Below are 21096 nucleotides of genomic sequence, written 5' to 3' on the forward strand. Positions count from 1 at the left end.
TATGATTCTCGTTGTTGGCGGAGCTGGCTATATTGGCAGCCATCTTGTAAAGGAATTAGTTGAAAAAGAAGAAGTCGTTGTACTCGATAACCTGTCGACTGGACATCGTGATGCTGTTGATAGCAGGGCTATCTTTGTAAAAGGTGACCTTGGCAATGTGGATGATCTCCTTATGGTCTTTAGAAGTTATCCAATCAAAGCTGTTATGCACTTTGCTGCTTATAGTTTGGTCGGGGAGTCTGTTGTTGACCCGTTGAAATATTATCAAAACAATGTGGCATCCACTTTAACACTGTTACAGGTCATGATGAAATTTAAGGTGAAAAACTTTATTTTCTCTTCTACTGCCGCTACATATGGAATTCCTGATGTTGAGCTTATTGATGAAACAAGTGCCACGACACCGATTAACCCATATGGCCGTTCGAAACTAATGGTGGAGCAGATTCTGGCTGATTTTTCAAAATCCTACGGTTTGAACTATGTGGTGCTGCGTTACTTTAATGCGGCGGGTGCCCATGCATCAGCGGCGATTGGCGAGAGTCATGATCCGGAAACCCATTTAATTCCTATTGTCCTGCAGCAACTGTTGGGCCAGCGTGAAAAGATCGCTGTCTTTGGGACAGATTATAATACGCCGGACGGTACGTGTATCCGCGATTACATTCATGTGACGGATTTAGCGAATGCCCATATCCTCGCACTCGAGGCTTTGCTTTCAGGGAAGAAATCGGCTGAGACTTATAATCTTGGCAACGGTCTTGGCTATTCTGTTAAGGAAGTCATTGAAACATGTGAAAAAGTTACCGGTGTGGAGGCGAACGTGGAAATGGCCGACCGCCGCGCAGGTGACCCGGCAAGACTTGTTGCATCCTCGAATAAGATTTTCACTGAACTCGGCTGGAAAGCAGAGCGGAATTTAGAAAAAATTATTGCCGATGCCTGGGAATGGCATCAGAAACAAACCTATTAATCCTTTTACAAAAAAATGCGCATCTCCTAGCGGGGATACGCATTTTTTTTACACAGCTTCCTTTTCCAATAATCCAACTAATTCTAAGCCTCGCAAAATTCCATCCTCGTTGACATGGTTGGTTACGTATTTTGCCACTTCTTTCACTTGATCCACGACGTTACCCATTGCTACACTGTTTTCCACGAACGAAAGCATTTCGATATCATTCAACCCGTACCAAAGGCGTAGACTTGATCCGCCGGGATGTTTAAGTGGTCGATGAATGCTTGGATTCCCTTTGCCTTCGATCCACCTGAAGGTAATACATCCACGGAGCGCTCATGCCATCTGATAAATTCAAATTTTTTAAACCTCTCCTCATACATTGCCTACTCCTCCGGATTATAAAACAGCAATGATTGAAGAATGTCTCTGTCTTTATAAAAGTGCGGATCATGGATGATGTTTTGTTGAATATAAAGTCTAAAAAGTATTGAAATAACACTGCGTTTAGTATTACTGTTATTACAAATGTTATAACTAGGAACAAATGTAAAAAGATAAAAGTAAAAAAGTTTAAAGTACAAACTTGCACACAAAAGTGGTCTGGAACAGGTAAAAAGTTGGACTGAAAACGGTTTCAAATTTCATAACATTTCAAATACAATTAAACTAGAAGGAGGTTGTAGTGATGTTCCTTGATGATCGAAGTGTCAATTTATTACATGAATTGATTAGAACTCCGCAAGTAAAAAATAAGGAACTAGAAGATAAATTTAACCTAAGCAGAAGACAGGTCGCCTATTCGCTTGAAAAAATTAATCAGTGGCTGCAAACGAAAAATTTAGTTCCGATTACAAAAAGTAGAAACGGGAATTTTATTATCGATAAAAAGATATTTGTCCACTTTTCAGATGGAACTTCACATTCTGGCAATCTTGAAGAATATTTACCAACTGAAAAAGAAAGAGCACTTTTAATTATTTTATACTTATTAGGTAAAAGAGAAGACATTTCCCTTTTCCATATTATTGATATCTTAGACGTAAGTAAAAATACCGGGATTAGTGATATGAAGGAAGCAGCAGAATTTATTAAAAAATACTCCCTATCCATTGTTTATACCCGATCTGGGGGATATGACATAACTGGCGACGAGTTCCAAATCAGGAAACTGTTAATCGTCGTCGTGAAATCTGTTTTAAACTTTTTTAACGGCCATAAATATTTCGAGAAATTTTTACACCTAGATATTTCCACAACGCAGGAAAAAGTAAGGTCAATCGAGGAATCATTAAACATTCACTTAACAGATGAAAGCTATGAAAGTTTGCCGTATATGATTGAACTAATCTTTATCAGAATCGAACAAGGCCACCTGATGGGCGCCGACTTTTATATTGGATTGGACGAATTGGCAGATACGGAAGAATATGCAGCCTCCAAGCAGCTCCTAAAAGAGGACATGGAAGTACCGATTCCTGAAAGAATCTGGCTGACACTGCAGCTGCTTACTTCCAATGTTCGCTCAGCTGATATTCTGACAAATGAACGCATTCATGATTTAAAAACAGCCATTGGCCAAATGATTGAGCTTTTTGAAAAAAAAACCTGCCTCTTCATTGTCGACAAAGAGGACATTTTGGGCAAATTACTGCTCCATATGCGTCCAGCCTATTACCGAATCAAATATCATTTAACCCTAAAAAACCAATTTTCAGCCAAGATGATTGAAGAGTACATGGACCTGCATGAAATTGTCGCCGCCTCCATTGAACCACTTGAAGACCTAATTGGCGAGGAATTCCCACCCGGTGAAATTGCCTTTATCACGATGTTTCTTGCCGGGCAGCTGATTAAACAGGGTGAAGAGCTGAATAAAAAGAAACGAGCTTTAGTTGTCTGTACAAATGGGCTGACCATTTCAAAAATCATGCAGCAGACGCTAAAGGAAATATTCCCGGAATTTTATTTTGCTGAAAGCCTTTCGTTACGGCAATTCCAAGACTATCAGCTCGATTATGAAATTGTCTTCAGCACAATCCCGGTTCAGTCGGAGAAGCCGATGTATTTGATCAATCCATTAATGACCTTAAGCGAAAAAGAATCCTTACGGAGACAAGTGATTAACACCATCGACAAGGAAAGCTATGCAACCATTAACATTAGCAGGTTGATAGCGACCATAAAAGAGAATGCCATAGTCACAGATGAAATGGCATTACTAACCTCTTTGTCGAAGCTGTTTCAAGAAGGACAGAAGAATGAGCCGAAAGAGGTTAAAAACGTCACCTACGGATTGAAGCAATTTTTACCAAGCGATTTTATTCAACTTAGAGATCAGGTGGAAACTTGGCAGGAAGCCATTACCATCGCATGTGAACCGCTTGTCAAAAACAATATCATCAAGCCGTCCTATGTGACAACGTTAATTGAAGAAAATGATCATCAGCAGATTTATAGTTTTTTAGGAAAAAAGATGGCGATTCCGCATGCGGCTCCTGAAAAAGGTGTCATGGCTGATGCGTTTGCCATGCTTGTTCTAAAAAATCCGGTTGAATTTGCAAACGGTCATAAGGTATTCATTGTTACACCACTCGCTATTTTTAATCAAAACCGTCATTTAAAGGCACTATCACAATTAGTTGAACTTGCTGAGGATGAAGAAAAAATCTCCGAGCTGCTAGACGTAAACGATAGTTTAGATGCCTGGTTTATCATTAATGGCTGTTGAATTGTTAGGGGGAACTACCATGTTTTTCGATAAAAAAATAACCTTTTTTGACTTAGAAGCAACCGATCGAAAGGATGCATTACGCCAAATGGCTGAATCTTTACAGGCAGCTGACCTAGTGTCTGCATCGTTTGAAGAAGGAATTTTAAAACGAGAAGAAACATTTCCAACAGGACTAGCTGTAGAACCATATGGGGTGGCCATTCCACATACAGATGCCGATAAGGTTTTTACGCCGCAAATTGCCTTCGCGTCGTTAAAAAATCCCGTCAAGTTCCAAATGATGGGCAATGGCAATGAAGAGGTGGATGTTTCCTTAATCTTCATGCTTGCCTTAAAAAAAGCGGAAGACCAGCTGACCACGCTGCAACGGTTAATGGAAATTTTCCAAGATCAAGCATTACTAACGGAATTTGCAGCATGTAAAAATCAGGATCAGTTGGAGAGGCTGTTAAGCAGGGTTGGGCTTGAATAGCGAACCGTGCTCGGAAAAAATGATAAAAGGGGGACTTTACAATGTCAGTGTTACAATGGTTTGTTGATCTTGGTGCAAGCGTTATGCTGCCCATTCTATTGTTTATCTTCGGCATTATTTTAGGGACAAAACCAGGGAAGGCCTTTAAAGCCGGGTTAACCGTTGGGATTGGTTTCGTCGGTTTGAACCTCGTCATTGGTTTGTTAACGAATAGCTTAGGGCCTGCAGCAAAGGCGATGGTAGATAACTTTGGCTTCCATCTAGGTACAATCGATGTCGGCTGGCCGGCCGCAGCCGCCATCTCCTACGGTACGGCGTTAGGCAGCTTAGCCATTCCATTAGGCATTGGGATCAACGTCGTCTTACTGATTACAGGTCTAACAAAGACACTTGATGTTGACATTTGGGATTACTGGCACTGTGCCTTCACTGGATCCCTTGTCTATGCGTTAACCGGAAACTTTGCTCTTGGCTTATATACGATTGCGATTCACTTAGTCGTGATTTTCTTCCTTGGAGACTTGATTGCCAAAGATATTAGCAAATTTTACGGATTCTCAAATATCACCTTCCCGCACGGTGCATCTGCGCCATCCTATTTAGTGGCAAAACCATTAAACTGGGTGTTTGATAGAATACCAGGCTTTAACAAATTAGAAGCTGACCCAGAATCCATCCAAAAAAGAATCGGAATCTTCGGTGATTCTACTGTTATGGGTGTGTTAATTGGTATCGTCATCGGGATCCTCGCTGGATACAATGTGACGGAGATCATGCAGCTTGCCGTCCAAACCGGAGCCGTTATGATGTTAATGCCGCGTATGGTATCGCTATTAATGGAAGGGCTTTCGCCAATTTCAGAAGCAGCAAGTGATTTTGTCAGAAAGCGCATGCCTGGCCGTGATTTATATATCGGGATGGATAGTGCCTTGTCCGTTGGTCACCCGGCCGTTCTTTCCGCATCCCTAATCATTGTGCCAATTACATTGTTCTTAGCCGTTATTTTGCCAGGGAATAAGGTATTACCATTTGGTGACTTAGCCACTATTCCGTTCTTAGTCTGCTTAATGACACCAGTGTTCAGAGGAAACATCATCCGTACTGTTGTTGCCGGAACCATTTATATGGCCGTTGGTTTGTTAATTGCTTCATGGGCGGCACCGTTAATCACGGATTCAGCCTTAGCGGCCAAGTTTGATATGGCTGGAAATACAAGCATTTCAGCTCTCGTTGATGGAGCTGTATGGACTACATTCATCTTTGTCGGCTTGGCAAAGGTACTCAACTGGGCAGGTATCACCATCATTGGTCTAATCGCCTTTGGAGGATTATTCTACCTAAACAAAATTAAACCGAAACGTGACGCAAAGCTCGGTAAAGATCAAAGCGCCAGCTTATAAAAAAGGTGGAGCGCAAATCAACAACCAAGTTTAACAGTAAAAGAAGGTGGTGAATCCGATGTTAGAGGACTTCAAACAATTAGTCTGTGAAGCAAATAAAGCACTGAAAGATTTAAATTTAGTCAAATGGACAAGCGGAAATGTTAGTTTTCGAGACCGTAAGAGTAATCGAGTGATTATTAAACCAAGCGGCGTTCACTTTGATGCGTTAAAACCCGAGGATATGGTCATCGTTGATTTGGATGGCAGGGTAATCGAAGGCAAGTTAAAGCCATCCGTGGACACGGCCAGCCATTTATATGTATACAACCATCGGGATGATATTCATAGTATTGTTCATACTCATTCACCGTTCGCAACCAGCTTTGCGATTAGGGGTCTGGATATCCCTTCCTACACGACAACTGCGGCGAACATCTTTAAGGATTGTGTTCCGTGCTCTGACTTTGCGGCCATTGGTGAGGAAGAGGTGGGAAAACAAATTGTTGACCATATTGGCGATTCATCTGCCGTATTGCTCCGAAGCCATGGGGTGTTCACGGTTGGAAAAGATATCGAACATGCATTGAAGGCGGCTGTCATTTTAGAGGAAACAGCAGAATATGCTCATTATGCAACATTGCATGAGCCTGATCTAATGCCGCTAAGTAAAGAGGTCATTGCCTCTTGCAACCATTTTTATAAAACGTCCTATGGACAAACAAACCAAAATACGATAAAAGGATGATGAAAAATGAAAAAATTATTGATTATGTGTGGAACTGGAATCGCAACCTCAACAATCGTGACAGGGAAAGTGAAAACATGGTTAGCGGAAAATGGCCTAGAAAACAAAGTAAAATTATATCAATCAAAAATCAGTGAAGAGTTAAGCCGCATTGATGATTATGATATAATCGTTTCCACGACATTGGTACCGGATAATATCAAGAGTAAGGTTATTGATGGTGTACCGTTGTTAACCGGCATTGGAAAAGACGTGATGTTTGAAAAAATTAAAACACAAATTCTAGCCTAATAGTAGAACAGCCTGCCTATCGTGGCAGGCTGTTTTTTGTCATTGTCCAGCACAAGCGCACTTGTGCTTTTATTAATTTACTAAACCAATCATTTTCAAGCCATTGTATAGGCCGGCATCCATCACATCGGTTGTTCTGTTTTTTGCATAGGCAAAAAGGTCGGGATGGGCATTCCCCATAGCGAAGCTTTCGCCGACACTAAGCAGCATTTCCTTATCATTCAACCCATCGCCGAAGGCAATTGCCTTTTCTTTTGGAATGTTTAAATGCTCTAAGACCTGACTTACTCCAGTGCCTTTATTCACATTATCACGAAACACATCATAGCAATGCTGCATTCCCTCCACATTGGCCTGGGATAAAACAAGGCGGTCAACCTCCCCATACATATGGACATCCGCAGGCCTCATATTAATGAAGGTCATGGCCAGTACATCCTCGATTTCCCCTTGAATACTGCTGATGGGTTCATTTCTTCGATAGTCGAATTTGGTCACAAACTGTTTGGCGGCAGGCGAATTCAAATCGGTAAGATAGTTGGCCGTTCCTGTATGTAAGGCGATTTCATGTTGATGCCGAGCCGCAATCGCCAGCACTTGTTCAACCCCATCTGGATCGATGGGCTTTTTAAAGCAGCTGTGTCCTCGGATGATGGCTGCGGCACCGTTATACCCGATGGAGGATTCGACATTTAATTCCTCAGCCAGCTCTGTTAATTCATGAAGCGGTCTTCCCGTTGTTAAAATAACCTCAATCCCCTGATTCTTAACGTCCAAAATGGCTTTTTTGGTCGACTGTTCAATTGTATCGTCGGGTCTAATGATCGTTCCGTCAATATCGAGAAATAAGGCTCTATACTTCATCTGCAAACACTCCTTGCTTCTAAAAAATGTCCCAATGCTCTACCTTTAAAATGGTCTTGATATTACTATATAACCCCAAAATTCCGAATAATACAAATTTATTATGTTAATAGGATGATGGATCCGCATCAAAAAGGTAAGCCAACTCGTGTTCTATAAAAATATTTCGAAAGATGATTGACAGTCCTAATAGTTTTTATTATTCTAAATATATAACAAATGTAATGCATTATAACAAATGTGAAATAAATGTTTTTAAGTTATGATGCGTAACAAATGTTATAGGCGATGATTTAAATCTATTTTTTTCTGCACGTTTGTAAGCGTTTTATTTGAAAATAAAAACGCTTCTATTAGAAGGGGAAGGGGTGTAATCGATAGTTAATCATGCCGCATAAGGGTATAGGAGGAAAATTATGCAATTTGCTATTATTCTTTGTGCCATTCTCGTTGTACAATATGCACTTTCACTCATTCAAATCAGGTCTTATAAGAAAAATATTGATAAAATTGTCCGCGATTATAAGGGGGAAGATGGTTATTTTATGTTCTCCGGGATGCAAAGAGGGAAATTCCGTCCGGGGGCAATAGCCGTTCTTATTGTCGATCAAGACTATATCGTTCACGAATGCCACATGTTAAAGGGCATGTCGGTTTTTACGAAATTCAAACCGATTCTATCCTATAATGGTCAGCATGTTGGGGAAATCGTGAGCGATGTCAGCGACAGCACCGTGAAAAATAAGAAAAACAAGATTCCTGCATTTAAAAAAGCACTATTACAAGCAGGCGAAAATGCGTTATTAACGATTTCAAAAAGTAAAATTTCAATGGAAAGTTAAAGGAGGGCAACAAAGTAATGGAATGGATAAAATGGTTGGGTGAACATTTCATCGGGATGTTTAATGCCGGTGGAGAAACATTTATGGGATTATTTACAGGAATTGTCCCAACATTGGTCGTTCTTTTAACATTTACGTATGCTGTTATGAAGTTCATTGGTGAGGAAAGAGTGAGTAGAGCGATTCAGTTCGCTGCAAAATATACCTTGTTACGCTATACGCTGATGCCAATTCTATCTGTCTTAATGTTAACCAACCCAATGGCCTATACATTTGGACGTTTCTTACCTGAGAAACAAAAGCCGGCATTCTATGATTCTGCCGTTTCCTTTGTTCATCCGGTTACAGGATTATTCCCCTATGCAAATGCCGGTGAACTATTTGTCTATTTAGGTATTGCCAATGGAATCAAGGAATTAGGACTACCGATTGCAGACCTTGCCGTTCGTTACTTTTTAGTAGGTATTGTTATTATCTTCATCCGCGGGGTTGTTACCGAGTTAATCACAAAATATTTATCTAAAAAAATAGAAGCGTAAATCACGATAGAAGGGAGAGATTCTACATGTCTAAACATGGTGTATTTGTATCAAAAGGTTCAGGCGGTTGGGGCGTGGGCCTTTATATAGAGCCAAATGGTAAAAAGAACAAAGTTGTGTCTATTACCGGAGGCGGGATTCATCCGGTAGCAAGAAGGATTGCAGAATTAACTGGTGCGGAAGCAGTGGATGGGTTTAAAGGTTCCTATCCGGAAGAAGAAATGATGTGCGTGGTCATTGACTGTGGCGGCACGGCGAGAATTGGTGTCTATCCAATGAAGCGGATTCCAACGGTAGATGTTCTTCCCTCCTCACCTTCAGGTCCGCTGTCAAAGTATATCACCGAGGACATTTTTGTTTCGGGTGTAACGGTTAAAGATATTGCCTTGGCAGAGGGACATACACAAGCAGCTGGAGCGCAAGAGGTTGTTGAAGATGAACCTAAATTTAACACAAAAGATAAAGAGAAATTCAAGGAGAGCTATCAACAGCTGAAAAAAGAGCATGCTGAACATCAAAAGGAGAATTTCCTTTTGAAATTTTCCAAAGGAATTGGGAATGTAACAGGAACGTTTTATCAAGCAGGTCGTGATACTGTTGAAATGTTACTTAAAAATATTATTCCATTTATGGCATTTGTCAGTATGTTGATGGGGATTATTAACTATACTGGAATTGGTGATGTAATTGCGAATTCGCTATCACCACTTGCTGGTTCTTTATGGGGACTTATAGTCATCGTTATCGTTTGTACACTGCCATTCCTATCTCCAGTACTTGGGCCAGGTGCGGTTATCGCGCAGGTTATCGGAGTCTTAATCGGAAGCCAGATTGCATTGGGCCATATTCCGCCGCAGTACGCTTTGCCAGCATTATTTGCGATTAACGGTCAGGTGGGCTGTGACTTTATTCCAGTTGGTTTATCCCTAGGGGAAGCTAAACCGGAAACGGTAAGATATGGTGTTCCTGCAGTATTATATAGCCGTTTAATTACAGGTGTCCTAGCAGTTGTTATTGCTTATTTTGCAAGTTTTGGAATGTATTAATATTTGAAAAATAAAACTATGCCTACAGATGCTTTTGCAGTTGTTTTGGCATGGTTTTCCTTTTTGTGGGTTCACCTAATATTCAGAAATACATCTGATTTTCCATCGTTTGTAAAGCTAATGGAAGCTATACTTATAGTGTGGAAACATCCAGTGTTCATTTTATCATTAATTTTTGTAAGGAAGAGGTTTGTTCGGTGGTTATTTTAGACAATAGAAGAATATTAGTAAAGGTTGCCCAAATGTATTATAACGAAGGTGCTACACAATCAGAGATTGCAGATGTCATTGGTGTCAGCCGTTCGCTTGTGTCGAAATATTTGTCGAAAGCAAGGGAGGCAGGAATTGTTGAAATCACCATTCATGATGAGGGCCTCCATCAATTTAATCAATTAGAGCGGAAAGTGGAGCGGCTTTATAACCTACGCGAAGTTGTTTGCATTGAAAGTGTGGGGCAGGATTCATCCAAGAAACAATTAGGTGAAGCAGCAAGTGAATTTTTACAAAGGGTCGTGAAAGACGGGCAAATTATTGGTTTCTCCTCGGGGACGACATTAAACGAAGTGGCTAAGGCAATGAATTCCCCGCAATTGTTTCCGTCAGTCACGATTGTTCCGTTGGTAGGGGGAGTTGGAAACGAACAAGTAGATATCCACTCCAATTCGATTGTCGCGAAAGTGGGGGCAGTGTTTCAGGCTCGATGTGAATTGCTTCATCTCCCTGTTATGGTTGATACGAAGGAAGCCAAGGAAATCCTAATGAGGCAGCCTTCTATTAAAAGTACGTTTGACATGGCTGAGACGTCGAATATTGCCGTGGTTGGGATAGGCGGAAGACCTGAGCATTCTACTATGGTTAAATCCTACCTAGGCTCAGATTATCAAGCGATTGTGGAGGATACTGAAATTGTTGGAGATATTTGCTATAATTTTATCAATAAATTTGGCAAGCCTGCGGCAAATTCGTGGAATCAACGGGTAATTGCTCTTGGACTTGAAAAATTAAAGCAGATCCCGCTTGTGATCGGTGTAGCCGCCGGATTAGAAAAAGTAGAGGCAATTAAAGCAGCGCTTGAAGGAAATTTAGTTCATGTTCTTATTACAGATGAAGTGACGGCAAATGCGCTGGTGGAATGAAGAGAAAAGAAAGCTGCACACGGGCTCACTCTGGGTGCAGTTTTTTTATGATTGATTTCATACAAGAAATAGGAAAAATAATATAAGTTTTTTGAAAGTTCACTCTTGACAGGGCTTTCATAGAGGATTAAACTTAACTTGTAGGAACAAATGATAATCATTGTAACAAATGTGAATAAAAACAAGATAGTGTTACAATGGATAACATTTGTCCATAAGTTTATATAAGTATTCGAGTTTGTTAGTTGAATAGAATGTAAGCGGTATAATTTTAGGAACCTATTTAGGAGGAATCTTACATGTCAATTTATCAACAACTTTTACAACGTGAACGTGAAAATGCCCCAATCAGAGTAGGAGTCATTGGCGCAGGTCAAATGGGATTCGGTATGATCGCGCAAATTTCAAATATTCCTGGAATGATTGTGGCAGGCGTGTGTGATGTAAATGTGGAGGCTGCCCAAAGAGCAGCGGACTATTATAATTCGAAAGCGAGTAAAAGAAATCCTGTAATCGTGACAAATGATTATCGTGAGGTTATTCAGTCACCAACTGTTGAAGTCATCGTTGATGCGACAGGCGTTCCAGAGGTTGGGGCCAATATCTCGCTTGAAACTTTGCGTTCAAAAAAACACCTTGTTCTTTTAAATGTTGAAGTCGATATTACAATCGGTTCTGTAATGTACCAAATGTTTAACAATGCAGGGCTTGTTTACACAGGATCTGCCGGTGATGAGCCAGCCGCAACACTAGAACTATATGAATTTGCTAAAACAATGGGATTTGAAGTATTAGTTGCCGGTAAAGGAAAAAATAATAAATTAAACCCTGTATCGAATCCAGATGTTTGCGCTGAAGAAGCAAGACAAAAACAAATGAGCGCCCATATGCTGGCAGCGTTCCAAGACGGTACCAAAACAATGGCAGAAATGAATTTATTAAGTAATGCAACCGGATTGCTTCCTGATAAAGTAGGGATGCACGGGGTATCTGCAACCGTTCAAGATGTCGCTGAAAAATTGGATCTAAAAGAAAATGGCGGGATTCTAGACAACTTTGGTGTAGTGGAATATGTAGACGGTCTTGCTCCTGGCGTATTTGTCATCGTAAAAAGCGAACTAGAGCCAGTTGACCACGAGCTTCGTTATTTAAAAGTGGGGAAAGGGCCGCACTATACACTCTATCGCCCATACCACCTTGCAAGCTTAGAAACGCCAATTACAATTGCGAAGGCTGTTTTACAGCATGATTCATCGATCCATCCAATCGGAGCACCAATTTCGGAAACAGTTGCTGTTGCAAAACGTGATATCAAAGCAGGCGAAACATTGGATGGTATCGGTGGCTATTCTGTTCGCGGCGTACTTGAAACACATGTAGATATGAAAGTAAATGGACATATTCCAATCGGTCTAATCAGCGGTAAAGTCGTTGTGAAAAAGGATATTAAACTTGGTCAATTCTTAACATTAGACGATGTGGAGTTAGACCCTTCAACAACAGTATGGAAATTAAGATCCCTGCAAGATCAGCTTTTTCCAGTAAGTACTGAGAATCGTCCCTTAGTGAAACTATAAAAAGTATTTAAGGAATAGTGGAGGTATGAACGTGACAAAATCAGTTGTACAAGAAATTGGAGTATTAGTACCAACATTTAAAGAGGATAAAATTGTCATTTTATTTGGCCCGCAGGCACCAAAGGAATTGCGCGAAATGGCGGTCATCCATGAATTTGAACACCTGACTGAAGAACCATTAAAACAGGGCGGTACGATTCAATTTGGCGATGAGTCCTTTACGATTACGGCCCTTGGTACCCTTGCGAATAAAAACTATAAAGAGCTAGGGCATATTTCAATTTACTTCCAGGAACCAATGGAAGAAGTATTACCTGGAGCTGTATTTGCACACCCACATCGATTCCCGACGATTGATGAGGGAACGGTTATAACGGTTAAGTAGATACGTCTCTGTCCGCGATAGCGGTGGCGAAAATTAAACATCGAATGGATCAATGTCAAAGATAGAGGGAAAGAGGAAATGGGTCGATAAAACCTGTCCACTTTTCCCTTTTTTAATTTAAAAATTATGCCCTGAAAAAGTTAGAAAATAGGCTGTTTTTTACTTGACGGAAAGAACGATACGGTATATGATGTTTACAAATGTAACACATCAGAACAAATGTAAAAGAGGAGGAAAAGAAATGATGAAAACAGTGAAACTTCCTGAGATGATTACGGAAGAGAAATTGAAAGATTTATATAAACAAATGTGGCTTATTCGCTATTTTGATGAGAAGGTTGATCAGTTCTTTGCTAAAGGATTGATTCACGGAACGACACATCTATGTGTCGGCCAAGAGGCATCCGCTGCCGGTTCTATTGCTGTTATTGGCAGAAAAGATAAAATTGTCAGCACACACCGCGGCCACGGCCATTGCATTGCCAAAGAAGGAGACGTTAACAAAATGATGGCTGAATTATTCGGTCGTGAAACAGGTTATTGTAAAGGAAAAGGCGGTTCAATGCACATAGCCGACGTGGAAAAAGGAAACCTTGGTGCTAACGGAATTGTTGGCGGAGGCTTACCGCTTGCTGTTGGCGCGGCCCTTACTTCTAAAATGAAAAAAGAAAACTATGTTGTCCTTTGCTTCTTTGGCGATGGAGCCTCAAATGAAGGAAGCTTTCATGAATCAGTGAACCTAGCAGCGATTTGGGATCTGCCGGTCATCTTTATTTGTGAAAACAACCAATACGGTATGTCTGGTCCGGTAAAAGAAATGACACGTGTGGAAAATATTGCAGACCGTGCTGCAGCATATGGAATTCCTGGCAAAGTGATCGATGGCCTCGATATGGTTGAGATTATGAATACGGTGGATGATGCGGTAGAACGTGCCCGCGCTGGCTTTGGCCCAACTTTGATCGAAATGAAAACATACCGCTGGAAAGGCCACTCAAAGAGTGATGCGAAAAAATACCGTACCCGTGAGGAAGAGAAAGAGTGGAGAGAAAAAGACGGCATTAAACGTTTTAAAGAGTTCTTAATCAGTGAAGGGATCTTAACAGAAGAGAGTGCAAAGCAGCTGCATGATGAAGCGCTGAAAGAAATCGAGGACGCTGTGAAGTTTGCAGAAAACAGCCCTGAACCATCAATTGATAGTTTACTAGAGGATGTCTACGCATAAACAGAGGAGGATGAAAATAATGGCTACAAGAGAAATTACTTATTTAGAAGCAGTTCGGGAAGCAATGAGCCAAGAAATGCGGGTAAATGAGGATGTTTTTATTCTAGGTGAAGATATCGGTGTTTACGGCGGGGCGTTCGGTGTTACCCGCGGCATGGTTGAAGAGTTCGGACAAGAGCGTGTACGCAATACCCCGATTTCGGAAGCAGGGATTGCCGGTGCAGCAGTTGGAGCTGCATTAACCGGCATGCGTCCGATCTTAGAACTGCAATTCTCAGATTTTATCACTATCGCTATGGATCAAATTGTGAACCAAGCAGCAAAAACACGTTATATGTTTGGCGGTAAAGGAAAAGTGCCAATGGTGTTAAGAACGCCAGCCGGTTCCGGAACAGGGGCGGCAGCGCAGCATTCTCAGAGCTTAGAGGCATGGATGGCCCATATTCCAGGCTTGAAAGTGGTCCAGCCTTCCACCGCATATGATGTAAAAGGTTTACTGAAAGCAGCAATGGACGATGACAACCCAGTTATTTTTTACGAGCATAAATTGCTATATAAAACTTCTTCAGACGTCCCAGAAGAGCAGTATTCAATTGAACTAGGAAAAGCAGATATCAAACGTGAGGGCACAGATGTAACGATTGTTGCTACGGCCATCATGGTTCATAAGGCACTTGAAGCAGCAACAGAACTTGAAAAAGAAGGCATTAGCGTCGAAGTCGTTGATCCACGGACGATCGTTCCGCTTGATACGGAAACAATCATTAATTCAGTGAAAAAGACAGGCCGATTAATTGTGGTTCATGAAGCTGTCCGACGCGGCGGTATTGGCGGCGAAATCGCCAGTATGATCGCTGAAAGTGAAGCATTTGACTATCTTGATGCACCGATTAAGCGCCTTGGTGGTAAAGAAGTACCAATTCCATACAACCCGAATTTAGAAAGAGCAGCGATTCCACAGGTGCCTGACATTCTGGCAGCAGTTAGAGAAACCGTTAAATATAAATAGGAAGGAGGGGTTTTTAGATGGCAAAGGAAATTTTTATGCCAAAGCTTAGCTCTACAATGGCAGAGGGTACCCTCCTTCAGTGGTTTAAAGAAGAAGGGGACAGCGTCGAGATTGGCGAACCGCTGTTTGAAATCATGACAGATAAAATTAATATCGAAGTAGAATCTTACGATCCAGGTATATTATTGAAGAAATATTTCCAAGTGGATGATCAGGTGCCGGTCAACCAAATTATCGGTTATATCGGTGAAGCAGGTGAAAAGGTGCCTGACACCTCACCGGGCATTTCCGGCTCAGAAGAAGCAGAACAAGTAGCTTCGGTAGAAGCCATGGTATTCACACCGGCAGAAACAGCTATTCCAGTTGGTACTGGTTCGGCAGCGGAAAGCGGGCAAAGCGAAAAACCTCGTGCGACTCCAGCAGCCCGCAGGCTTGCCAGAGTGAATGATCTGACACTAGGTTCGATTAAAGGCAGCGGGCCAAATGGCCGTGTTCAAAAGAGAGATGTTGTAGCAGTCGTTGAAAGTGCAGCGGCACAGCCGAAAGCAACGCCACTGGCACGGAAAATTGCTGCTGCTGGGCAGGTTGATCTCTTCGCTGTTACAGGTAGCGGTATTAACGGAAAAATTGTTAAAACAGACGTCATGCCGCCTTCATCGAGAGCAGAGGGCGCTTTGGCTCCGGCTGCATCACAGCGCAAGAAGATGTCCGGCATGCGAAAAGTCATTGCTGAGCGGATGGCACAAAGTGCTTATACAGCACCGCATGTAACGTTAACAACAGATGTGGATATGACAAAAGTGAAAGAGCTTCGTTCGACCCTTTTGCCTATTATCGAAAAACAAACCGGACTACGTTTGTCTTATACAGAAGTGTTAATTAAGGCTTCCGGCGCTGCTCTAGCACGTCATCCTGAAGTGAATGTTTCGATTGAAGGAGACGAGATCGTCCAGCATGGACATGTTCATATTGGACTTGCAGTGGCTGTTCCTGGCGGTTTAATGGTACCTGTTGTGAAAGATGTCCTCTTTAAAGGGCTTTCTGAACTTACGCAGGATGCGAAAGATATTGGAAAGCGGGCACGTGACAATAAATTGCTGCCAGATCAGATGAAAGGCTCTACATTTACCATCAGCAATCTTGGTATGTACGCGATTGACGCGTTCACGCCAATCATTAACCAGCCTGATAGTGCCATCCTTGGTGTCGGCCGGATTGTGGATAAACCTGTTGCGGTCAATGGGGCGCTGGAAATTCGTCCAATGATGACGCTGAGCTTGTCATTTGACCACCGTGCCATCGACGGGGCTCCGGCAGCTGCCTACTTGACAGAATTGAAACAAATTCTTGAAAATCCGTTTGAGTTACTTGTGTAATGAGGTGAAAGAGTTGAAAAAATCCTATGAACTTGTCGTAATTGGCGGCGGCCCCGGAGGTTATGTGGCTGCGCTTCATGCGGCGGAACTTGGCAAAAAAACAGCATTGATTGAGGCCGATTTTCTCGGAGGTACCTGTCTAAACAGAGGCTGTATTCCGTCGAAGACCTATTTAAAGCATTCCGAAATTATTGAGCAAATTGAAAAAGCAAAGGAGTGGGGAATCGAAACCGGTTCCTTGACCCTTTCCTTTGATAAAATGAAAAAACGAAAAAATGACGTGATCGAGCGTTTACGCGGCGGCATTGCCTTTTTACTGAAGCAGGGGAAAATCGATGTCTATAATGGCTTTGGAAGCTTGCTGGCAGACGGAAGCGTTAGGGTAGAAACAGAAGCGGGAGAAGAGATGATTCAGGCTGAAAAAGTAATTGTTGCAACAGGCTCAACCCCTGCAGTACCGCCGATCCCTGGGCTGGATTCCGTTAACTATCATACGAGCGATACAATTTTTGATCTTCCGGATATTCCTAAATCCGCGGTAATTATCGGCGGAGGGGTCATTGGTGTTGAATTTGCCACAATTTTTGCCTCGTTGAAAACAGAGGTCACGATTGTGGAGGCGGCAGATCGAATTATCCCAACTGAGGATGCAGAAGCTTCGAAATTTTTAGCAAAAGTTTTAAAGAAAAAGGGCATTAAGCTTCATGTGGGAGCAAAGGTGCAAAAGGTTGAAGAAACAGCGGGCATCAAAACGGTTATCTGTGTCGATGCGAAAGGGAAAGAGATCTCATTGGAGGCTGAAACCTTACTTGTCAGCACGGGGCGCCGGCCTAACTTTTCTGCTGTAACAGAGGTAAGCCTGGAACAAAATGGACCGTTCCTCAATGTGAATGATCAAATGGAGACAAGCATGGCCAATGTATATGCAGTTGGTGATGTGATTGGTGGCTGGCAGCTTGCCCATGCAGCGAGTGCTGAAGGGGTGGTTGCGGCTAATAACGCAGCCGGTATCCATGACCGGATCGATTACAAGGTAATGCCGCGATGTATTTATACCCTTCCGGAGATTGCGTCTGTTGGTTTGTCTGAGGATGAGGCGAAGAAGCAAGGCATCGAGGTACGGACAGAGAAGTTTGATTTTGCCGGAAGTGGCAAGGCCTTAAGTGCAGGTGAGCCTGAGGGATTCACAAAACTGATTTTTGAAGCAAAATACGGCGAAATTATTGGTGTTGTGATGGCAGGATCTCACGTGACGGAAATGATTTCTGAGGCATCCGCGTTTATGTATCTAGAAGGAACGGTTGAAGAAGCAGCAAAAATGATTCATCCACACCCAACGATTTCAGAAACATTTTTTGAAGCGGCTGTGAAAGCTGCAAAAAAGCTAAAAAAAGAAGTCCAATACGTATAACAGACGTGCGAGCGAACAGATATCGTTTTAAAAGTGCCGTGAACTTTAGTTTCCCGGCACTTTTGCATATCAAGATGATTTTCAATTAGCTATCGTGTAAAATGATGGTATGCATTTCAGTAAGGAGATGGATTTGTGGAGTGGCAAGAAAGAAGGCAATTGGTCAAGGTCTCCAGCATGTATTATAACGATGGCTGGACACAGGCGGAAATTGCCAACAAATTAGGAGTATCAAGACCTGTTATATCCAAATTGTTGCAAAAGGCAAAGGATGAAGGAATTGTTAATATTTATATAAAAGATGAAACGGTTCGGACCGTTGAATTGGAGCAGCAGCTTGAAAAATATTTCGGCCTTCAAGATGCTATTGTCGTACCCAATAATAGTATATCAAGTGAACTGGCAAAACGGGCCGTTGGGCTTGCCGGTGCCAACTATATCTCGCGAAATATGAAAAGCGTCAAAAGTATTGGCATTTCGTGGGGGACGACACTTGCCCATCTTGTACAAGAATATCCCTATGAGCATAGGGAAGACATTAAGGTTGTTCCGTTGGAAGGAGGCATGGGTGTTCGGTCGGTAGAAATCCATGCCAATCAACTGGCAAATGATTTAGCGAGGAAAATGAGCGGAACATGTACCTATCTCTATGCCCCAGCAATTGTTGAAACCGAAGAATTGAAACTTCGTTTAATGGCGATGCAGGATATTGAAATGGTGTTAGAAAGTGGCCGTAATGTCGATGTTGCGGTAATTAGCATTGGTAATCCATTCAAGGAATCCACATTAATGTATGTTGGGTACTTATCAGAAACGGATTTAAACCATCTTGGTGAAATAGGTGTAGTAGGGGATATAGGCTATCGTTTTTTTGATAAAAGCGGAAATTCTGTTCAAAATCCTTTGGGCAGTAAAATAATCGGAATTACTTTAGAAGAATTGAAGAACATTGATAAAGTAATTGCAGTGGTTGAAGGGGAACATAAAGCGGAAAGTGTACTGGGCGCTTTAAGAGGCGAGTTAATTGATGTTTTGATTATTGATGAACAAATGGCAGTTGGAATTTTAAAAAAATATCAAAATGAGTTATAATATATAGGAATTACTACTACATTTACTCATTACTAGTTTGGGGAAAAATCAGCTAAAACCGTTACATGTTCATAATCTTCTGATTACTATATAGTATAAAGGAATAAAATGTTTTGAAATATATAGCCTATAAATAATGGTTCCGATTGTTGCTTTTTTGAAAGAGAGTCTGTGGAATATTTGTAAAGGAGAAGACCTATATGAAGATTTCAGAAATAGATGTCACCCTTTATTGTTCACATTGTCATGACGAAACCTTGCATCATGTTCAATATTTAAATAATAAGATTCAAAGTATTGTTTGTATGAATTGCCATCGTACAATTAAGACGATAATGAATCCGAGGAGGGAATTGTATAAAGAAGTTTATAAGCGGGTTACCTCTAAACCTACAAGATTAAAAGATGAATACAAAACGAACCATGGGGAGTTTATTGAAGGATTTCCGAAAAGAGTTTTAAGTAAGCCCTTACGGTTTGTAAAATATTTAAATGAAACGAAAGAAGCTTTGAAAAAGATCAATAAAAAGGTGGAATGAATTGATCCTTTTTTGTATATGATATTTCATAGTTTTTTGATTGAAATAGCCCTCCGACAATTATCGGAGGGCATGTTTTGTTTTTATAATAAGTCATTTATTTGAAATATCTGTGATTAACAAAGCCATTTACCTATCGATTAAATTTAGGTATGATTTGCATATGTAGATTTTTGTCGAAAGGCTGTGGATTTATTTGAAATCATTTTTTAAAAATTATCGATTCACCCTGATTTTACTGTCGTCGATTGTGATTGGCGGGGTTGCAGGTTTAATTTTTGGGACAAAAACTGCGGTCGTGAAGCCGTTTGGTGATCTTTTTCTCAATCTAATGTTTATGATCATTGTACCATTAGTATTTTTTAGTATTGCTTCGGCGATTGCGAACATGAACGGCATGAAGCGGCTTGGGAAAATTATGGGCAGCATCTTGGTGGTGTTCCTGGTCACCGCTTCTGTTGCGGCCATTCTCGGATTAACGGGTGCGTCCATTATTCATCCGATTGAAAATGCTGATATTGCGGCAATTAAAGAGGTCATGAATCATTCGACTGCGGAAACGGATGCAGAAAAATTAACGTTTCTTGATCATCTTGTCGCTACTTTCACTGTTTCGGATTTTAATTTATTGCTTTCAAGAAGTAATATGCTTCAGCTGATTGTCTTCTCGCTATTGTTTGGTATTTCGACCGCGATGGTGGGGGAAAAGGCGAAACCGGTTTCTGACTTTTTGGCGGCAGCTACTTCGGTTATGATGAAGATGGTCAGCATCGTGATGTATTATGCGCCAATTGGGCTTGGTTGTTATTTTGCCGCGGTTATCGGCGAACTCGGCCCGCAAATTTTAGAAGGATATGCCCGCTCGTTTGTGCTGTATCTGATTTTGACGGTCATATATTACTTTGGGTTCTTCACCCTTTATGCCTACATCGCCGGTGGCAAGTTGGGAGTCAAGGTGTTTTGGAAAAATGCCATCACACCATCGGTTACAGCGCTTGCGACGTGCTCGAGTGCGGCATGTATTCCCGTGAACCTTGATACGGTTCGTAAGATGGGGGTGCCGAAGGATATTGCCGAAACGATTGTCCCGCTTGGGGCGAACACCCATAAGGATGGTTCCGTCTTTGGCGGCGTACTGAAAATCGTCTTTCTGTTTGCTTTATTTGGAAAGGATTTAACGAGCATCTCAAATATATTAAGTATTCTTGCCGTTGCCTTTTTAGTCGGTGCGGTTATGGGTGCAATTCCCGGCGGTGGGATGATCGGCGAAATGCTGATCATCAGCGTCTATGGCTTCCCGCCGGAAACCTTGCCAATTATCGCCGTGATTAGCACCATCATTGATGCACCGGCTACACTGCTCAACTCAACAGGCAACACTGTCTGCGCCATGCTCGTCACACGACTCGTCGAAGGAAAAAACTGGCTCCGCCAAACCTTCAAAACCGGCGAAGAAGTCGCATAACGGACTGC

22 protein-coding genes are annotated in these 21096 nt (G+C 41.7%); 19 read left to right on the forward strand and 3 right to left on the reverse strand.

Annotated elements, in window-relative coordinates:
* The first annotated feature begins 1 nt into the window (after position 1).
* Positions 2-973, forward strand: coding sequence for a UDP-glucose 4-epimerase GalE (galE, locus tag ACIQXV_RS01675; protein ID WP_402955064.1), 972 nt, complete (start codon positions 2-4; stop codon positions 971-973).
* 48 nt (positions 974-1021) lie between these two features.
* Here the strand turns inward: galE and ACIQXV_RS01680 are convergent, their stop codons facing one another.
* Together ACIQXV_RS01680 and ACIQXV_RS01685 are read right to left on the reverse strand one after the other, a co-directional pair.
* Entirely contained in the window at positions 1022-1171 is a 150-nt protein-coding gene (locus tag ACIQXV_RS01680) for an HAD hydrolase family protein (RefSeq protein ID WP_402955067.1), read from the reverse strand.
* Positions 1172-1182: 11 nt separating this feature from the next.
* On the reverse strand, positions 1183-1341 hold the full coding sequence (locus ACIQXV_RS01685) for an HAD hydrolase family protein (RefSeq protein ID WP_402955069.1): 159 nt from the start codon (positions 1339-1341) through the stop codon (positions 1183-1185).
* A gap of 305 nt (positions 1342-1646) precedes the next feature.
* On the opposite strand from ACIQXV_RS01685, the gene ACIQXV_RS01690 reads away from it, so the two are divergent.
* The 5 genes from ACIQXV_RS01690 to ACIQXV_RS01710 are packed head-to-tail and all read left to right on the forward strand — an operon-like array spanning position 1647 to position 6582.
* On the forward strand, positions 1647-3689 hold the full coding sequence (locus ACIQXV_RS01690; RefSeq protein ID WP_402955072.1) for a BglG family transcription antiterminator: 2043 nt from the start codon (positions 1647-1649) through the stop codon (positions 3687-3689).
* A 19-nt stretch (positions 3690-3708) separates the two neighbouring features.
* Positions 3709-4164, forward strand: coding sequence for a PTS sugar transporter subunit IIA (locus tag ACIQXV_RS01695; RefSeq protein ID WP_402955075.1), 456 nt, complete (start codon positions 3709-3711; stop codon positions 4162-4164).
* A 41-nt stretch (positions 4165-4205) separates the two neighbouring features.
* Positions 4206-5564 (forward strand): PTS galactitol transporter subunit IIC, encoded by a 1359-nt coding sequence (locus tag ACIQXV_RS01700; protein ID WP_402955078.1) that lies wholly within the window; start codon positions 4206-4208, stop codon positions 5562-5564.
* Positions 5565-5622: 58 nt separating this feature from the next.
* The gene (locus tag ACIQXV_RS01705; RefSeq protein ID WP_402955081.1) at positions 5623-6291 is read left to right on the forward strand and encodes an L-ribulose-5-phosphate 4-epimerase; all 669 of its coding nucleotides are present in this window, start codon (positions 5623-5625) and stop codon (positions 6289-6291) included.
* A 6-nt stretch (positions 6292-6297) separates the two neighbouring features.
* On the forward strand, positions 6298-6582 hold the full coding sequence (locus ACIQXV_RS01710) for a PTS sugar transporter subunit IIB (protein WP_402955084.1): 285 nt from the start codon (positions 6298-6300) through the stop codon (positions 6580-6582).
* Positions 6583-6654: 72 nt separating this feature from the next.
* Here the strand turns inward: ACIQXV_RS01710 and ACIQXV_RS01715 are convergent, their stop codons facing one another.
* A complete protein-coding gene (locus tag ACIQXV_RS01715; protein ID WP_402955087.1) occupies positions 6655-7446 on the reverse strand; it encodes an HAD family hydrolase in 792 nt (263 codons plus the stop codon).
* 416 nt (positions 7447-7862) lie between these two features.
* On the opposite strand from ACIQXV_RS01715, the gene ACIQXV_RS01720 reads away from it, so the two are divergent.
* The 13 genes from ACIQXV_RS01720 (at position 7863) to ACIQXV_RS01780 (ending at position 21088) form a co-directional block, all read left to right on the forward strand.
* Positions 7863-8288, forward strand: a complete 426-nt coding sequence (locus tag ACIQXV_RS01720; protein WP_402955089.1) for a transcriptional regulator GutM — start codon at positions 7863-7865, stop codon at positions 8286-8288.
* Positions 8289-8305: 17 nt separating this feature from the next.
* A complete protein-coding gene (gene srlA / locus ACIQXV_RS01725; RefSeq protein WP_402955092.1) occupies positions 8306-8827 on the forward strand; it encodes a PTS glucitol/sorbitol transporter subunit IIC in 522 nt (173 codons plus the stop codon).
* A 26-nt stretch (positions 8828-8853) separates the two neighbouring features.
* The gene (gene srlE, locus ACIQXV_RS01730; protein WP_402955094.1) at positions 8854-9873 is read left to right on the forward strand and encodes a PTS glucitol/sorbitol transporter subunit IIB; all 1020 of its coding nucleotides are present in this window, start codon (positions 8854-8856) and stop codon (positions 9871-9873) included.
* A gap of 197 nt (positions 9874-10070) precedes the next feature.
* Positions 10071-11009, forward strand: a complete 939-nt coding sequence (locus ACIQXV_RS01735) for a sugar-binding transcriptional regulator (RefSeq protein ID WP_402955097.1) — start codon at positions 10071-10073, stop codon at positions 11007-11009.
* Positions 11010-11308: 299 nt separating this feature from the next.
* A complete protein-coding gene (locus ACIQXV_RS01740) occupies positions 11309-12586 on the forward strand; it encodes an NAD(P)H-dependent oxidoreductase (RefSeq protein ID WP_402955100.1) in 1278 nt (425 codons plus the stop codon).
* Between the two features lie 31 nt (positions 12587-12617).
* Positions 12618-12971, forward strand: coding sequence for a PTS glucitol/sorbitol transporter subunit IIA (locus ACIQXV_RS01745; protein ID WP_402955103.1), 354 nt, complete (start codon positions 12618-12620; stop codon positions 12969-12971).
* Positions 12972-13212: 241 nt separating this feature from the next.
* The gene (locus ACIQXV_RS01750) at positions 13213-14196 is read left to right on the forward strand and encodes a thiamine pyrophosphate-dependent dehydrogenase E1 component subunit alpha (RefSeq protein WP_402955106.1); all 984 of its coding nucleotides are present in this window, start codon (positions 13213-13215) and stop codon (positions 14194-14196) included.
* Between the two features lie 19 nt (positions 14197-14215).
* On the forward strand, positions 14216-15205 hold the full coding sequence (locus ACIQXV_RS01755; RefSeq protein ID WP_402955109.1) for an alpha-ketoacid dehydrogenase subunit beta: 990 nt from the start codon (positions 14216-14218) through the stop codon (positions 15203-15205).
* A gap of 17 nt (positions 15206-15222) precedes the next feature.
* Positions 15223-16581, forward strand: coding sequence for a dihydrolipoamide acetyltransferase family protein (locus tag ACIQXV_RS01760; RefSeq protein ID WP_402955112.1), 1359 nt, complete (start codon positions 15223-15225; stop codon positions 16579-16581).
* A 13-nt stretch (positions 16582-16594) separates the two neighbouring features.
* A complete protein-coding gene (lpdA, locus tag ACIQXV_RS01765; protein ID WP_402955116.1) occupies positions 16595-17992 on the forward strand; it encodes a dihydrolipoyl dehydrogenase in 1398 nt (465 codons plus the stop codon).
* Between the two features lie 177 nt (positions 17993-18169).
* On the forward strand, positions 18170-19084 hold the full coding sequence (locus ACIQXV_RS01770) for a sugar-binding transcriptional regulator (protein ID WP_402955258.1): 915 nt from the start codon (positions 18170-18172) through the stop codon (positions 19082-19084).
* A 200-nt stretch (positions 19085-19284) separates the two neighbouring features.
* Complete coding sequence (locus tag ACIQXV_RS01775) at positions 19285-19623, forward strand: bh protein (protein ID WP_402955119.1); 339 nt, start codon at positions 19285-19287, stop codon at positions 19621-19623.
* Between the two features lie 196 nt (positions 19624-19819).
* Positions 19820-21088 carry a dicarboxylate/amino acid:cation symporter gene (locus ACIQXV_RS01780; protein WP_402955122.1) on the forward strand — a complete coding sequence of 423 codons (1269 nt, stop codon included), beginning with the start codon at positions 19820-19822 and terminating at the stop codon, positions 21086-21088.
* Positions 21089-21096 lie beyond the last annotated feature (8 nt).

The sequence above is a fragment of the Neobacillus sp. NPDC097160 genome (assembly GCF_044762155.1).
Taxonomy (GTDB): domain Bacteria; phylum Bacillota; class Bacilli; order Bacillales; family Cytobacillaceae; genus Neobacillus.

Bases quoted from the DNA above. Each gene is read 5' to 3' on its own strand.
- galE (WP_402955064.1), top strand. From the start codon at position 2: ATGATTCTCGTTGTTGGCGGAGCTGGCTATATTGGCAGCCATCTTGTA.
- ACIQXV_RS01680 (WP_402955067.1), bottom strand. From the start codon at position 1,171: ATGCTTTCGTTCGTGGAAAACAGTGTAGCAATGGGTAACGTCGTGGAT.
- ACIQXV_RS01685 (WP_402955069.1), bottom strand. From the start codon at position 1,341: ATGTATGAGGAGAGGTTTAAAAAATTTGAATTTATCAGATGGCATGAG.
- ACIQXV_RS01690 (WP_402955072.1), top strand. From the start codon at position 1,647: ATGTTCCTTGATGATCGAAGTGTCAATTTATTACATGAATTGATTAGA.
- ACIQXV_RS01695 (WP_402955075.1), top strand. From the start codon at position 3,709: ATGTTTTTCGATAAAAAAATAACCTTTTTTGACTTAGAAGCAACCGAT.
- ACIQXV_RS01700 (WP_402955078.1), top strand. From the start codon at position 4,206: ATGTCAGTGTTACAATGGTTTGTTGATCTTGGTGCAAGCGTTATGCTG.
- ACIQXV_RS01705 (WP_402955081.1), top strand. From the start codon at position 5,623: ATGTTAGAGGACTTCAAACAATTAGTCTGTGAAGCAAATAAAGCACTG.
- ACIQXV_RS01710 (WP_402955084.1), top strand. From the start codon at position 6,298: ATGAAAAAATTATTGATTATGTGTGGAACTGGAATCGCAACCTCAACA.
- ACIQXV_RS01715 (WP_402955087.1), bottom strand. From the start codon at position 7,446: ATGAAGTATAGAGCCTTATTTCTCGATATTGACGGAACGATCATTAGA.
- ACIQXV_RS01720 (WP_402955089.1), top strand. From the start codon at position 7,863: ATGCAATTTGCTATTATTCTTTGTGCCATTCTCGTTGTACAATATGCA.
- srlA (WP_402955092.1), top strand. From the start codon at position 8,306: ATGGAATGGATAAAATGGTTGGGTGAACATTTCATCGGGATGTTTAAT.
- srlE (WP_402955094.1), top strand. From the start codon at position 8,854: ATGTCTAAACATGGTGTATTTGTATCAAAAGGTTCAGGCGGTTGGGGC.
- ACIQXV_RS01740 (WP_402955100.1), top strand. From the start codon at position 11,309: ATGTCAATTTATCAACAACTTTTACAACGTGAACGTGAAAATGCCCCA.
- ACIQXV_RS01750 (WP_402955106.1), top strand. From the start codon at position 13,213: ATGATGAAAACAGTGAAACTTCCTGAGATGATTACGGAAGAGAAATTG.
- ACIQXV_RS01755 (WP_402955109.1), top strand. From the start codon at position 14,216: ATGGCTACAAGAGAAATTACTTATTTAGAAGCAGTTCGGGAAGCAATG.
- ACIQXV_RS01760 (WP_402955112.1), top strand. From the start codon at position 15,223: ATGGCAAAGGAAATTTTTATGCCAAAGCTTAGCTCTACAATGGCAGAG.
- ACIQXV_RS01770 (WP_402955258.1), top strand. From the start codon at position 18,170: ATGTATTATAACGATGGCTGGACACAGGCGGAAATTGCCAACAAATTA.
- ACIQXV_RS01775 (WP_402955119.1), top strand. From the start codon at position 19,285: ATGAAGATTTCAGAAATAGATGTCACCCTTTATTGTTCACATTGTCAT.